This window comes from Prauserella flavalba (assembly GCF_003202235.1).
Classification (GTDB): Bacteria; Actinomycetota; Actinomycetes; order Mycobacteriales; family Pseudonocardiaceae; genus Prauserella_A; species Prauserella_A flavalba.
On sequence record NZ_MASU01000007.1, the window covers coordinates 367500 to 381286 of the forward strand.

Sequence of the window (13787 nt, forward strand, 5' to 3'; positions counted from 1 at the left end):
TGCCCCGGCGACCGGCGGCCGTGCCGGTCCGGTTATCCGCCCGCCCCCTCCTCACAGAGCGCGCGCACGGTCCGCAGCTCCTCGCGGACGACCGACATCTGCTCGGCGACCGCCGTGTCCGGTGCGCCGGCGGGGAAGAGCATCGTGAACTGGTACTCGGAGCCCTCCCCGTTGGGCAGCACGCGGGTGAAGACGCCTTGCCGGGGGTCCTGCGCGGAAAGCAGGTCCACGGTGCCGTGCTCCCGCGACACGCGGACGGTGATCCGGAACTCGGTGTCCCCGTTGACGAGCACCCAGTCGTCGCCGTCGGGGCGGACGGTCTTCGCGACGCCGGGAGCCCAGCGTGGCAGCTGTCCTGGGTCGGAGACGAGATCGAGAACGGTCGTCGTCGGGGCATTGATCGAGACGGTCGCGGTCTCGGCGCGGGAAGAAATAGTAGGCATGTGCGTATCGTACGCACATGCGTATCGTTTTGTCACTCTACGATCCCCGTTGTGGAAGACGAGGATCTCGGTGCGCTGCTCGCGCGCCTCATGCGGCGGCTGATGGACGCGGAGCAGCCACTGCTGCGCGCGCACGGGCTCTCCATGTGGGCCTACACCGTTCTGACGAGCCTCGCCGAACGGCCCGCGACCTCCCAGCTCGTGCTAGCCAAGGCGATCGGCTACGACAAGACCCGCCTGATCGCACTGCTCGACGAGCTGGAGCACGACGGCCTGATCGTCCGCGAGCGGGACCCGGCCGACCGCCGCGCACAGACCGTCAGGCTGACCCCGGCGGGCGAAGCCCGGCACGCCGCCGCGAAGGCCGACATCCGGAAGATGGAGAACGAGCTGCTGGCCGGCCTCCCCCGCGACGAGCAACGCACCCTCCGCACGCTCCTGACCAAGCTCGCCCACCCGGAGTAACGCGACCTGCCCCCAAGGCCACCTTTGTTGCGTTGAACGCAACAAAGGTGGCCTTGGGGGCCGTCGGAACCGGGCTCAGAGGAAGGCGCTCACGCCTGTTTCGGCTCGCCCGATGAGGAGTTTCTGGATCTGGCTGGTGCCCTCGTAAAGGGTCATCACGCGGGCATCACGCAGGTACTTCTGCACCGGGTACTCGTCGACGTAGCCGTAGCCGCCGAAGATTTGGATCGCGCTGTTCGCGGCGCGCACGGCGGCCTCACTGGCGAAGTACTTCGCCTTCGACGCCGTGACGCCGAACGCCTCGCCGCGCTCGATCAGGTCCGCGGCGCGCCACACGAGCAGCCGCGCCGCGTCGAGGTCCACCGACATGTCGGCGATCATGTCCTGGATCAGCTGGAACGACGCGAGCGGCCGGCCGAACTGCCGCCGCTCCGTCGCGTAGTCCACGGCGGTCTCCAGGCAGCCCATGATGATGCCTGCACACCCCGCGCCGACCGACACGCGGCCCTTGTCGAGCGAGTGCATGGCGATCGAGAAGCCCTGCCCCTCCTCGCCCAGCCGGGCCGAGGCGGGCACGCGCACGTCGCTCAGGTACACCTCGCCGGTGGCCTGGCCCCGCAGGCCCAGCTTGCCCTTGATCTCGCGGGCCTCGAAGCCCGGAGTGTCCGTCGGCACGAGGAACGCCGACACACCTTTGGGACCCGCACCGCCCGTGCGCGCGAACACCAGGCAGACGTCGGCCCAGGTGGCGTTGGTGATGAACATCTTCTGTCCATTGAGGACGTAGTCGTCACCCCGCCGCACCGCGCGGGTCTTGAGGTTGCCCGCGTCGGAGCCCGTGTCCGGCTCGGTGAGCCCGAAGCACGCGAGCACCTCCCCCGTCGCGATGCGCGGCAGCCACTGCCGCTTCTGCTCCTCGGTGCCGTGCGAGAGGATCACCTTGCCCACCAGGCCCATCGACACGGACACGATGCCGCGCACCGCCGAGTCGGCGCGGCCGAGCTCCTCCATGCCGATGCAGTAGGTGACGTAGTCGCCGCCGAGACCGCCGTACTCCTCGGGGATCGTCAGCCCGAAGAAGCCCATCTCACCGAGCTTGGGGATGATCGCGGTGTCGACGGACTCGGCGCGGTCCCACTCGATGCGGTGGGCCACGACCTCGGCGTCGAGGAATTCCCGCGCGTACTCCCGGAACTTCTGCTGTTCGTCGGTCAGGGTCAGGTCCATGACGGCTCCTCAGTTGCCGGTGAACGTGGCCGGGCGCTTGGCGAGGAACGCCTCGGCACCTTCGCGTTTGTCGTCGCTGGTGTAGAGCAGCGCCTGGGCCAGCCGCTCCACGACGAGGCCGGTGCGCTGGTCGGTGTCGATGCCGGTGCGCACGACCAGCTTCGCGAGCCGCACCGCGAGCGGTCCCCTGGCCAGGATCCGCCTCGCGGTGTCGTGCGCCGCGCCGACGGGGTCGTCGGCGACGGCGGTGACCAGGCCGATCTCCCGCGCCTCCTCCGCGGAGACGAGCCGGCCGGTGAGGATCAGCTCGATCGCGCGGCCGACCCCGGCCAGCCGCGCGAGCCGCTGCGTGCCGCCCGCGCCGGGCAGCACGGACAGCATCGTCTCGGGCAGCCCCAGTTTCGCCGCGGGACAGGCGACGCGAATGTCGCAGGCCATCGCCAGCTCACAGCCTCCGCCGAGTGCGTAGCCGTTGATCGCGGCGATCGTGGGCTTCTCGAAGGCCTCGATCTCGTCGTAGAGCCGTTGCATGTCCGCGGCGAGTCCGGTGTGGACGGTGTAGTCCCGCAGCTGCGCGATGTCGGCGCCCGCGGCGAACGCGCGGCCGCCCGCGCCGGTGAACACGACCGCGCCCACGCCGTCGTCGGCGCGCAGCGACTCCAGCGCGGAACGCAGCTCGGCCAGCACCCGCGCGTTGAGGGCGTTGCGCACGTCGGGCCGGTTGAGCGTCAGCACCGCGACGCCGTCGGCGATCTCCACGAGCACCGTACTGGTCATGCCTGACCTCCGAACCGGGCGCGCAGCTGGAACTTCTGGATCTTGCCGCTGGCGGTGCGCGGCAGCTCGGGCAGCACGTGCAGCAGCTCGGGCCAGTACTGCTTGGCGACCCCCTTCTCGGCCAGGAAGGCCCGCAGCTTCTCCAGGTCCAGCTCCCCCGCGCCCGGCTTGAGCACGACGCACGCGCACGCGCGTTCCTGCAGCCGGGGGTCGGGCACGCCCACCACGGCGACCGCCTCGACGTCCGGGTGCTCGTACAACGCGTTCTCGACGTAGACCACCGGGAGGTTCTCGCCACCCCGGATGATCACGTCCTTGGTGCGGCCCGCGATGCGCAGGTAGCCGTCGGCGTCGAGCACGGCGAGGTCGCCGGTGTCGAACCACTCGCCGTCGAAGGCGGCGCGGGTCTGCTCCAGGCGCTCGGCGTAGCCGACGAACAGGAACGGCCCGGTCACCTGGAGCCTGCCCTCGGTGCCCGGCGGCAGCTCCGCGCCCTCGCCGTCCACCACCCGCACCCGCATTCCCGGCCACGGGTAGCCGTCGGTGTCGACGATCTTCTCGTCGGGGTCACCGGGGATGCCGAGCGTGACGAGTGCGTCCTCGCTCTGCCCCCAGCCGCCGAGCACCACGAGCCCTGGCAGCTTCCTGCGGGCCTCGCGCACGAGCGCCCTCGGGATCGGCGCGCCCATGCAGCAGAACCTTTGCAGCGACGACAAATCGTGCTCGGCGAGGTTCGGCGCGGAGAGCAGGTCGTGCAGGAACGGCGTGGCCGCCGAGGTGTAGGTGATGCCGTGCTCGGCGACCAGCTCGACGAACCGGCTTGCGTCCCAGACGTCCTGCAGCACGCACGTCGCGCCGTTCTGCACGGGCAGCCGCGCACCGTAGAGGAATCCGGTGAGGTGCGCGAGCGTCGAGGCCATGTGGATCACGCTGTCCCGCGTGATGCCGAGCCGCCGCGGCAGCGGGTTGTTGGCCGCGATCGCCGTGTTGTGGGTGTGCATCACGCCCTTGGGCTCGCCCGTCGTGCCCGAGGTGAAGATCAGCAGCGTGACGTCGTTCGGGTCGGGCCGCAGCGTCGCCAGCTCGGCGGGGTCGCGGCGCTGCTCCCACGGGGTCGCGGCGAAGTCGTCCCACGACGAGCCCACCACGAGCACGTGCTCCAGTTCCGGCCACTGTGGACGGAGCTTACCGACCATCGCCGGGTAGTCGAAACCGCGGAAGGTCTCCGGCACCACGAGCACCTTGGACCTGGCGAGGCCGACCATGAAGCCGACCTCGCGCTCGCGGTAGATCGGGATGAGCGGGTTGCTGATCGCGCCGACTCGGGAGGCCGCAAAGTGCACGACGATCCACTCGATCCAGTTGGGGAGCTGGAAGGAGACCACGTCGCCTGGCCGGACACCGAGCTCAAGCAGGCCCAGCGCGCACCGGTCGACCTCGCGTTTCAGCTCTCCGTAGGCGATGGAGCGGCGGGAGTCGACGAAGGCGGTCTTGTCCGGGCTCGCCTCCGCCACCTCGTCCAGGTGGTCGGTGATCGTGCGGTCCACCCAGAACCCGGCACGGGTGTAGCGGTCGATCTGCTCGTCGTCGAGGATCGTGTCGAAGGACATGCTGGCTCCGGCTCAGCTCATGGTGAGGCCGCCGCTGACGCTGACGGTCTGCCCGGTGACGTAGTTCGCCTCGTCGGAGGCCAGGAAGGCGACCACGCCCGCGAGGTCGCTCGGCTGCGCGAGCCGACGGAACGGGATCGCCTTGGTCAGCGCCTCCCGCAGCTTGGGGTTGTCGCCGCCGATCGAGGCGAACAGCGCGGTGTCGGCCGGGCCGGGGCAGACCGCGTTCGCGTTGACCTGGCTGCGCGCCAGCTCCCTGGCGATCGACTTGGTGAACGCGATGACGCCGCCCTTGGCCGCGGAGTACACGGCCTCGCCGGAGGAGCCGACACGGCCGGCGTCTGAGGCGATGTTGACCACCGAGCCGTGGCCCTGCGCGGCCAGGATCGGCAGCACCGCACGGCAGGTGTTCAGCACGCCGTAGAGGTTGATCCGCACCACCCGGTCCCAGTCGTCCGGATCGGACTCCACGAACGGGCCCGCCTTGTCCCAGCCGGCATTGTTGACCAGCACGTCGATGCGGCCGAACCGGCTCGTCACCTGCTCGACCGTCGCGCCGACGGACTCCCGCGACGTGACGTCGGTGCGGATGCCGACGGCACCGCCACCGATCGCGTCCGCGGTCTCCTTCGCCGTGGTCTCGTTGATGTCGGTGACGATCACCGTCGCCCCCTCGGCGGCGAGCTTCTCCGCGATGCCACGGCCGATGCCCTGGCCCGCGCCCGTCACGATGCTGATCTTGTCCTGGAGCTTGCCCATGATGTGCCTTTCAGGGTGCGTAGGTACGGCCCAGCAGGTTGCGGGCGACGACGAGCTTGGAGACCTGGGCCGTGCCGTCGCCGATCTCGAGGCCGATGACGTCGCGAAGCCGCTGCCCGACCGGGCTTTCGCTGGAGTAGCCGAGGTGTCCGAACGTCAGCAGGCACTGGTGGATGGCCTCGGCGGCGAGCTTGGGCGCCCAGAACTTCGCCATGGCGGCCTCGCTGCTGTGCTCGAGGTCGTTGTCCTTGCGCCACAAGGCCTCGTAGCAGACGTGCCGGGCGCCCTTGAGGTACGTGGCGTACTCGGCGAGCGGGAACGACACGCCCTGGAACGTGCCGATCGGGACGCCGAACGCGTCGCGGTCGCGTGCCCACTGCAGCGCCTCGTCGAGCGAGACCGCGGCGGCGCCGAGACAGGCCAGTCCGATGATCGCGCGGGAGTAGTCGAAGCCCTGCATGACGGAGACGAACCCGCCGCCTTCGTCGCCGACGAGCTGCTCGGGGCCGACCGGGAGGCCGTCGAAGTGCAGCGAGGCACGGCCGATCGCACGGCTGCCCAGATCGTCGAACGCGGAACGGGAGACGTAGCGCTCGTCGAGGTCGACGTAGAACGCGCTGACTCCGTGAGCTCCGGGGCCGCCGGTGCGGGCGAGCACGAGCGCCTTGTCGGCGGCCATGCCCAGGGTGATCGAGGTCTTCTCCCCCGTGATCCGCCAGCCTTCCCCGTCACGCTCGGCCCTCGTCTCCAGCTTCGCGGCGTCGGTGCCGTGCTCCGGCTCGGTGATGCAGAACGCGGGCACGACCTCGCCGGATGCGATCCTCGGCAGCCACGCGGCCTGCTGCTCCTCGGTGGCGTTACGGGTGAGGATGTCGCTCACCAGCGCGCTGACGATGATCAGGTAGGTCGCGTTGAAGTCGCCGCGCGCGACCTCCTCGGCGGCCAGTCCCGCGATCACCGCGCTGGCCTCCTGGCCGCCATGCCGCTCGGGGATGCGCAGGCCGGTCAGACCCATGCCCGCCAGGTCGGCGACCAGTCCGGGGCGCAGCTTCGCCGCCTTGTCGTCGGACTGGTAGTGCGGCGCGAGCACCCTGGTGGCGAAGCGGCGCAGCTCCTGCCGGTAGGCGTCTTCGTCCTCGGAGAACGTGAAGTCCATGATCAGTGCCAGTTCACGTGGCGGTTGAAGTCGGGCGTGCGCTTCTCGGCGAAGGCGTTCGCGCCCTCGAGCCCCTCGGGCGACGCGGTGAACAGGTCGAGTGCCGACATGGCGAGGTTCGACAGTCCCGCCTGGTGGTCGGTGTCGGCGTTGAACGACTGCTTGCAGAACCGGATCGCCGTCGGGCTCTTCTCGGCGACCTCCTCCGCCCACGCCTTCGCGGTCTTCAGCAGCTCACCCGGGGGCACGACTGCGTTGACCAGGCCCATGCGCTCGGCCTCGGCGGCGTCGTAGATGCGGCACCAGAACCAGATCTCGCGGGCCTTTTTCTCGCCGACCACGCGAGCGAGGTAGGCGGTGCCGAACCCGGCGTCGAACGAGCCGACCTTCGGTCCCGCCTGGCCGAAGCGCGCGGTCTCGCTGGCGATGGAGACGTCGCACAGCACGTGCAGCACGTGTCCCCCGCCGACGGCGACCCCGTTCACGGCGGCGATCACGGGCTTCGGGATGTCACGGATGAGCTTGTGCAGGTAGCCGATCTCGAACATGCCGCTCTCGGTGGGCCCGTAGTCGCCGGTCTCGGCGCGCTGCTTGACGTCGCCGCCGGTGCAGAACGCCTTCTCGCCCGCTCCGGTGAGGATCACGGCCTGCACCTGCCGGTCGGCCCACGCGGCGCGGAACGCCTTGATCAGCTCCTCGACCGTCCTGCCCCGGAAGGCGTTGTACCGCTCCGGCCGGTTGATCGTGATGATCGCCGCCGGGCCCTCGACCTCGTAGGTGATGTCTTCGTACGTCCCGGTCACCACTCGTCGCCTCCTCGCATTCGCCGGTTGGTTGACCACGATGACGAATTTTGACTTTTTAGTCAAGAGTTGACTTCGCAGTCAAACTAGTAGGCTGTGGCGGCAGACAGGCGAGAGGAGCGGGATGGGCGCGCAGCAGGCGGTCGACGAAGCGCGGCCCGTGTCGGCCAGGGTGCAGCGCAAACGCGGCAAGCGGATCCAGGAGATCGTCACCGTCGCGGCCGAGCTGTTCGGCGAGCGCGGGTACGACGCGGTGAACCTGGAGGACGTGGCCGAGCGGCTCGACGTCACCAAGGGCTCGCTGTACTACTACTTCTCCAGCAAGGAGGAGCTCGGCACCGCGGCCATCCAGACCCTCGGCGACGAGTGGACCGACCGGCTGGAGAAGCTGCTCGAGCGGGCGGACGGCTCGCCCGCGCAGCGGTTGCGCGCGCTCATCCACGAGCACGTGACGATCGCCGTGCGCGACTACCCGGCGGCCCTGCGCGTGTTCCTGGTCCCGCGCAACTGGCCCGCGGCACAGCGGGAGCGCATCAAGGAACTGCGGACGCGGCACAACCAGCTCTTCCGCGACCTGATCGAGGAGGGCATCGCGGCGGGCGAGTTCACCGTCACGGGCGTGGACACGGTGCTGCAGTGCCTGCACGCCTCGATGAGCCAGGCGCCGGCGTGGTGCGCCGAGTTGTCCGGTCGCGCGCAGCGGGCCGCGATCGACGAGCTCACCGACACGCTCATGATGCTGGTCGGCGTCCACCCCGACTGATCCCGACACTTAGCCCTTGCGCTAAGTATCGCGGGTCCGGATACTTAGCCTCATGGCACAGTGTTTGGCCGACCTCGACGGCCTCTTCCTCGCACTCGCCGACCCGACCAGGCGCGCCGTGATCCACCGGCTCGGACGCGGTCCGGCGAGTGTGGGCGAGCTGGCGCGCGAGGCGACGATGACGCTCCCCTCGTTCATGAAGCACGTGCGGGTGCTGGAGACGAACGAGCTGATCCACACGGAGAAGTCGGGTCGCGTGCGCACCTGCACGCTCAACCGGGAGCGGTTCACGGTCGTCGAGGACTGGCTGGCGCGGCAGCGGCGCCTCTGGGCGGAGCGCACCGACCGGCTGGAACAGTTCGTCACCGATTCCAAGGAGCAGACATCATGAACCCCGAGCTCGACCTCACCATCGAACGGATCATCCGCGCACCCCGCAAGGTCGTCTGGGACGCGTGGACCGACCCCGGCAGCCTGGCGCAATGGTGGGTGCCCGCCCCGACCCTGTGCCGGGTGGACCGGCTGGAGGTCCGCCCCGGCGGCGCGTTCGTCACGCGGATCAGCGACGACGGCGACACGTTCGACCCCCACCTCGACGCGTGCTTCCTGCAGGTGGACGAGTTCGAGCGCATCGTGTTCACCAATGCCGTGGACAGTGCGTGGCGGCCCGCGGACCCCGCGCCCGTCGCGATGACCGCCGAGATCACGCTGGGCGACCACGCCGACGGCACGGACTACCGGATCGTCGTGCGGCACGGCGACCCGGCCGCCAGGGAGCGCCATGCCGAACTCGGCTTCGCCGACGGCTGGGGCACCGTCGCGGGCCAGCTCGCCCGGTTCGTGGAGCGTGTCCCGTGAAAATCGCCCTGACGGAGTTCGTCACCCTGGACGGCGTGAGCCAGGGCCCGGGCGCCGCCGCCGAGGACCCGAGCGACGGGTTCGGCAGCGGCGGCTGGCTCGTTCCCTTCCTGGACAAGACGTTCGTCGAGCGCACGTCCGCCTGCCTCGACCTCGCCGACGGCCTGCTGCTGGGGCGCCAAACGTACGAGGCGTTCGCACGCGACTGGCCCCGCATCACCGATCCCGCGGACCCGTTCACGAAGCGAATGAACTCGCTGCCGAAGTACGTCGTCACGAACACGCTCACGGCGGGCGACTGGCGGCCGACCACGGTACTCCGTGGCGACGCCACGCGGACCGTACGCGAACTGAAGGAGGCTCCGGGCGGCGAGCTGCAGATCCACGGCAGCGCCCGGCTCGGCCATGCGCTGCTCTCCGCGGGCCTGGTCGACACCCTGCGCCTCGCCGTGGCACCGGTCGTGCTCGGAACGGGACGGCGCCTGTTCACGCATCCCGCGACGGCGACGGGTTTCCGCCTCACCCGGCACGAAGCCACGCAGGAGGGTCTGCTGCTGCTCGAGTACGAGACCACGAGCGAGGTCCGCACGGCCGACTACGCGGGGGTCGCGGAGCTGCGGTAGGCGGTTCACTCTTCCCTCGACACGCGGCCACCGCGGCCCGAGCGTGCCGGTGTGATCCACTAATCTGGTCTTCGCGGTCCGACGGGCACCGAAGCAACACTTCGTCGCTGCCCCCAATCCGCACGTGGATACCTGCGTGCCTGTTGGGGGAAGACTTAAGTGGCGCTCATCCGGGGGAAGGTCTCCGACCTGCTCGTGGAAGCTCAGGCCGGACAACTGCACCAGCGTCTGCACGAACAGGCCAGGTTCCAGTTGGAGCACCGGGTGGGGCACGGTGAACTGACCTCGTGGGCGCGGAGCCTTCCGGTCCTCCTCAACGATCTCGCCGACGCCGACCTCGGGCAGGTGGAGGTCCTGCTCGAGCACAAGCTCCCACACAGCCCGAAGCGGGTCGACGCGGTACTGTGCGGCACCCATCCCAGTACCGGCGAGGCGACCTACGTGCTCGTCGAGCTGAAGCAATGGTCGCGGGCGGAACTGGAAACGGCGGACCTGGTGTACCTGGCCGGCTACGGTCAGCCCGTGTTGCACCCGGTCGAACAGGTGCGGCGCTACTGCGAGTACCTGGTGGACGAGACGCCGGCCCTGGCCGATCGGCCGCACAGCGTGCACGGGGTGGCGTACCTGCACAACGCGCGCAACTCCGGCATCACGACGTTGCTGCGATACGAGCCCACCCCGTTCGGCAGGCTCTTCACGCTCGACGACAGAGCCGCGCTGGTCGAGCACCTGCGCGCGGTGCTCGACCCCGACGGCGAGCGCGATGCCGCCCGCGAGGCGGCCGAGGCGTTCCTGAACTTCCGGCACGCACCGGCCAAGCCACTGCTGGACCTTGCGGCGAGAGAGATCCGTGAACGCGAGCAGTTCGTGCTGCTCGACGAACAACAGGTCGCGTACCGCACGGTGCTCAACGCCGTGGACGAGGCCCGCCGGGCCAACACCCGCACCGTCGTGATCGTGATCGGCGGCCCGGCTCCGGCAAGAGCGTCATCGCGCTCAGCCTGCTCGGAGATCTCGCCCGGCGCGGGCTGAAGGTCCACCACGCGACGGGGTCGGGCTCGTTCACGCGCACACTGCGCAAGATCGCGGGCAGCCGGAACAGCAGGGTGCAGGCGCTGTTCAAGTTCTTCCACAACTACCTCGACGCCGAGCCACGCGAACTCGACGTGCTCGTCTGCGACGAGGCACACCGGATCCGCGAGCAGAGCGTGAACCGGTACACGAAACGCGAACGCAGGGAGCGCGCACGACCACAGGTCGACGAACTGATCGAGGTCGCGTGGACGCCGGTGTTCCTGCTCGACGAAAACCAGACGGTGCGCCCCGGTGAGCTGGGCTCCGAGGAAGAGATCACCGCGGCCGCCCGTGGCATGGGCTGCGAGGTGGAGGTGGTGCACCTCGCCGGACAGTTCCGGTGTGGCGGCTCGGCCGCCTACGACGAATGGGTCGCACGGCTCCTCGGCATCGCCGAACAGCCGCCGGTGTCGTGGGGCGAGATCTCGGCCGGCCTTGACGACGACTTCCGGGTCAGCAGTGCCGCCGGCCCGAGGGAGCTGGAGTCGTGGCTGCTGCACCAGCGCGCCGAGCACGGTGGCACGGCCCGGCTGGCAGCCGGGTACTGCTGGCCGTGGAGTGACCCGGTACGAACCGAGCACGGCAGGACGCTGGTCCCCGATGTCCACATCGGTGACTGGGCGCGTCCATGGAACGCCAAGCCGCAACAACGCGTTCCGGACGCGCCAGAATCGCACTACTGGGCCTCCGACGAGCGCGGCTTCGGGCAGGTCGGGTGCGTGTACACCGCACAGGGCTTCGAATACGACTGGGCGGGAGTGATCTTCGGACCCGACTTCGTGTGGCGTACCGACCGCTGGGTCGCCGTCAAGTCCGAATCGCGCGACCCACAGGTGAAGCGCGCCGACGACCGGCAGTTCGCCGCGCTGATCCGCAACACCTACAAGGTGTTGCTCACCCGCGGGATGCAGGGCGTGTGCGTGTACTCCACCGACCCGGAAACGCAAGAGTTCCTCGAGTCCATGACGCGTTAGCACCGACGGATCGGGTCCACGGCCCGCCGGAGCTGACGCGCACGACAGTGCTCCGAGGCAGGCTAACGTGAGCGCATGACAGTCGACCTTTTCGCCGGTATCCCGGTGAGCGACTACCGGCGTGCGCTCGCCTGGTACGAGCGGCTGCTCGGCTCCGAACCCGCTTTCCTGCCGGACGACACCGAGGCGGTGTGGGAGCTCGCCGAGCACCGGTACTTCTACATCGACGTGCTTCCGGAGCGCGCGGGCAGCGCCGTGCAGACCGTCTTCGTCGACGATCTCGATGCGCGGGTCGAGGGCATCGCGGGCAGGGGAATCGAGGCCACCACGACCGAGACGTACGGCAACGGCGTTCGCAAGGTGATCTACCGTGATCCGGACGGCAACGAGATCGGCTTCGGCGGCCTGCCCGCCGGCGCTCCGGCTCCGGGGGTCGATGGGGACTAAGTGCTCTGGTCGCCGCCGAAGGCCGGCCCTAACGTCGGTGCCTCGGACAAAGGCAGGAGGCGACGATGAGCGGCAGGATCGTTCACTTCGAGATCCCCTACGACGACGGCGAGCGGGCCCGCGGCTTCTACCGCGAGGTGTTCGGCTGGAGCCTCACGGAGATGCCCGACATGGGCTACACGGGCGTGACCACAGGACCGACCTCGGAGCAGGGCATGCCCACCGAGCCCGGGTTCATCAACGGCGGCATGTTCAACCGCGCCGACGCCGCGCCGAAGAGCCCGGTGATCACGGTCGACGTGGCGAGCATCGACACGGCACTGGAGAAGGTCGAGCAGCTCGGTGGCTCGAAGCTGGTCGGTCGCACCGAAATCCCGCAGATGGGTTTCTACGCGTACTTCACCGACACCGAGGGCAACGTCGTGGGCCTGTGGGAGAGCCTCCCCCAGCGCTAGTACTGCAACGGCAGTTAGGTGAGTGGGTGGCCGCGGCGTTTGTAGTGGCTGAGCCGGGCTTGGTGTTGTCGTCGGCGGCGCCAGCGGGACCAGGCCCAGACGTGGTGAGCGGTGTCGGTGACACGCAAGACCAACTTGGTGAGCAGGCGCCGGATCTCCGGTAGCGTGAACCCGATCATGCCCGGCTCAGCGACGTCAGCTCCCCTTTTGTGGCGAGGGATCGGGAGACGGCGAGCCAGGCGTGGGCGAGCATCGACAGGGTGATGTGGGCATACCACGCTCGCCAGGACCGGACCTGATATTGATCGAGTCCAGCTTCGTTCTTGGCTTGCTGGAAGCACTCCTCGATCCGCCAGCGAGCTCCGGCGATCCAGGCCAGATCCAGCAGGGTGGAGCGGCGGGGTCCGTAGCAGACGTAGTAGGCGATCTCGGTCGGGTCCGAGAGCGAGCGGCGGGCGAGCAGCCAGTGCCCGCGCCCGGCCTGCCAGCCGATCCGGATCGGCACCCGCGCCCAGTCATACTCTCGTGGCCCGTGTGCCCCGGCCCCGACCGACAACCGCCGCCACGCCCGAGCGGGCAACTCCGCGATCAGCTCATCGGCTCGGGCCTCGCCACCGCCGGTGGTGACCAGGGTGTCGTTGACCTTGGTGGCCAGCACGTGCGCGGCATCGTGGGCTTCCAGCCACAACCGCAGGTACTTGACCTGCCCATACGCCTCATCAGCAGTGATCCACGCGAACGGCACCTTCGCGGCGAACGCCCGCGCCAGCATCGCCATGGCTTGACGCGGCTTGGTCTCGAACTCGGTGCCCTCCGGGATCGCTGCCCGCCGGCACCGGTCCTGGTCGGCGATCCACGGCTCGGGCAGATACAGCTCCCGGTCGATCAGCGCATGCCCACGAGACGAGGCATAGGCAAGAAACGTGCCGATCTGGCAGTTCTCGATCCGACCGGCTGTTCCCGAGTACTGCCGCTGCACCCCGGCCGAGCGCGTGCCCTTCTTCAGGAACCCGGTGTCGTCCACGATCAGCACGCCACCGGGCTCGCCGAGGTGCTCGATGACATAGTCGCGAACGTCGTCCCGGACCCCGTCGATGTCCCAGTCCGCCCAGCGCAGCAGCCGCTGCATCCCATCCGGGGACACCTCCCCGGCCTGCTCGGCCAGCGTCCAGCCGTTCTTCCGCTCCAACCCTGCGACCAGGCCCGATACGTACTCCCTAGCCCGATTCCGCGGTTCAGACCGTCCGAACCGGCCCGCGATCCGCTCGTGCACCCGGTCCAGCTGATCCATCACCACATCGACCACCACCGGGATGATCTACCACAACACCGCCAACTGCCGTTGCAGTACTA

General features: G+C 69.4%; 17 protein-coding genes. 9 read left to right on the forward strand and 8 right to left on the reverse strand.

The window, feature by feature from the left end:
* Positions 1-32: 32 nt before the first annotated feature.
* Entirely contained in the window at positions 33-443 is a 411-nt protein-coding gene (locus BA062_RS20260) for an SRPBCC family protein (RefSeq protein WP_110338998.1), read from the reverse strand.
* 51 nt (positions 444-494) lie between these two features.
* Between BA062_RS20260 and BA062_RS20265 the strand changes: the two genes are divergently transcribed.
* On the forward strand, positions 495-908 hold the full coding sequence (locus tag BA062_RS20265) for a MarR family winged helix-turn-helix transcriptional regulator (RefSeq protein ID WP_110339000.1): 414 nt from the start codon (positions 495-497) through the stop codon (positions 906-908).
* Between the two features lie 75 nt (positions 909-983).
* On the opposite strand, the gene BA062_RS20270 is transcribed toward BA062_RS20265, so the two are convergent.
* Genes BA062_RS20270 through BA062_RS20295 form a run of 6 tightly spaced genes read right to left on the reverse strand, consistent with a single transcriptional unit; the run spans position 984 to position 7240 of the window.
* Positions 984-2135, reverse strand: coding sequence for an acyl-CoA dehydrogenase family protein (locus tag BA062_RS20270; protein ID WP_110339002.1), 1152 nt, complete (start codon positions 2133-2135; stop codon positions 984-986).
* A 9-nt stretch (positions 2136-2144) separates the two neighbouring features.
* The gene (locus BA062_RS20275; protein ID WP_110339004.1) at positions 2145-2912 is read right to left on the reverse strand and encodes an enoyl-CoA hydratase/isomerase family protein; all 768 of its coding nucleotides are present in this window, start codon (positions 2910-2912) and stop codon (positions 2145-2147) included.
* Positions 2909-4522 carry an AMP-binding protein gene (locus tag BA062_RS20280; protein ID WP_110339006.1) on the reverse strand — a complete coding sequence of 538 codons (1614 nt, stop codon included), beginning with the start codon at positions 4520-4522 and terminating at the stop codon, positions 2909-2911. The genes BA062_RS20275 and BA062_RS20280 overlap by 4 nt, the downstream gene beginning before the upstream one ends.
* 12 nt (positions 4523-4534) lie before the next feature.
* Positions 4535-5281: an SDR family NAD(P)-dependent oxidoreductase gene (locus tag BA062_RS20285; protein WP_110339008.1), complete on the reverse strand. Its 747-nt coding sequence runs from the start codon at positions 5279-5281 to the stop codon at positions 4535-4537.
* Positions 5282-5291: 10 nt separating this feature from the next.
* Positions 5292-6437 carry an acyl-CoA dehydrogenase family protein gene (locus BA062_RS20290; RefSeq protein WP_110339010.1) on the reverse strand — a complete coding sequence of 382 codons (1146 nt, stop codon included), beginning with the start codon at positions 6435-6437 and terminating at the stop codon, positions 5292-5294.
* 2 nt (positions 6438-6439) lie between these two features.
* Positions 6440-7240, reverse strand: coding sequence for an enoyl-CoA hydratase-related protein (locus BA062_RS20295; protein ID WP_110339110.1), 801 nt, complete (start codon positions 7238-7240; stop codon positions 6440-6442).
* A 124-nt stretch (positions 7241-7364) separates the two neighbouring features.
* Between BA062_RS20295 and BA062_RS20300 the strand changes: the two genes are divergently transcribed.
* From BA062_RS20300 to BA062_RS20330, 8 genes are all read left to right on the forward strand, one after another.
* Positions 7365-8003: a TetR/AcrR family transcriptional regulator gene (locus tag BA062_RS20300; protein ID WP_110339012.1), complete on the forward strand. Its 639-nt coding sequence runs from the start codon at positions 7365-7367 to the stop codon at positions 8001-8003.
* Positions 8004-8055: 52 nt separating this feature from the next.
* A complete protein-coding gene (locus BA062_RS20305) occupies positions 8056-8394 on the forward strand; it encodes an ArsR/SmtB family transcription factor (RefSeq protein WP_110339014.1) in 339 nt (112 codons plus the stop codon).
* A complete protein-coding gene (locus tag BA062_RS20310; protein ID WP_110339016.1) occupies positions 8391-8861 on the forward strand; it encodes an SRPBCC domain-containing protein in 471 nt (156 codons plus the stop codon). Before BA062_RS20305 ends, BA062_RS20310 begins: the two co-directional genes overlap by 4 nt.
* The gene (locus BA062_RS20315; protein WP_110339018.1) at positions 8858-9484 is read left to right on the forward strand and encodes a dihydrofolate reductase family protein; all 627 of its coding nucleotides are present in this window, start codon (positions 8858-8860) and stop codon (positions 9482-9484) included. The genes BA062_RS20310 and BA062_RS20315 overlap by 4 nt, the downstream gene beginning before the upstream one ends.
* Before the next feature lie 159 nt (positions 9485-9643).
* A complete protein-coding gene (locus BA062_RS41185; protein ID WP_342768934.1) occupies positions 9644-10516 on the forward strand; it encodes a hypothetical protein in 873 nt (290 codons plus the stop codon).
* Positions 10513-11532: a DNA/RNA helicase domain-containing protein gene (locus BA062_RS41190; RefSeq protein WP_342768935.1), complete on the forward strand. Its 1020-nt coding sequence runs from the start codon at positions 10513-10515 to the stop codon at positions 11530-11532. The genes BA062_RS41185 and BA062_RS41190 overlap by 4 nt, the downstream gene beginning before the upstream one ends.
* 75 nt (positions 11533-11607) lie before the next feature.
* Positions 11608-11979 carry a VOC family protein gene (locus BA062_RS20325; protein WP_110339020.1) on the forward strand — a complete coding sequence of 124 codons (372 nt, stop codon included), beginning with the start codon at positions 11608-11610 and terminating at the stop codon, positions 11977-11979.
* 65 nt (positions 11980-12044) lie between these two features.
* Positions 12045-12434 carry a VOC family protein gene (locus BA062_RS20330; protein ID WP_110339022.1) on the forward strand — a complete coding sequence of 130 codons (390 nt, stop codon included), beginning with the start codon at positions 12045-12047 and terminating at the stop codon, positions 12432-12434.
* A gap of 175 nt (positions 12435-12609) precedes the next feature.
* Here the strand turns inward: BA062_RS20330 and BA062_RS20335 are convergent, their stop codons facing one another.
* Entirely contained in the window at positions 12610-13743 is a 1134-nt protein-coding gene (locus tag BA062_RS20335; protein ID WP_110337431.1) for an IS701 family transposase, read from the reverse strand.
* Positions 13744-13787 lie beyond the last annotated feature (44 nt).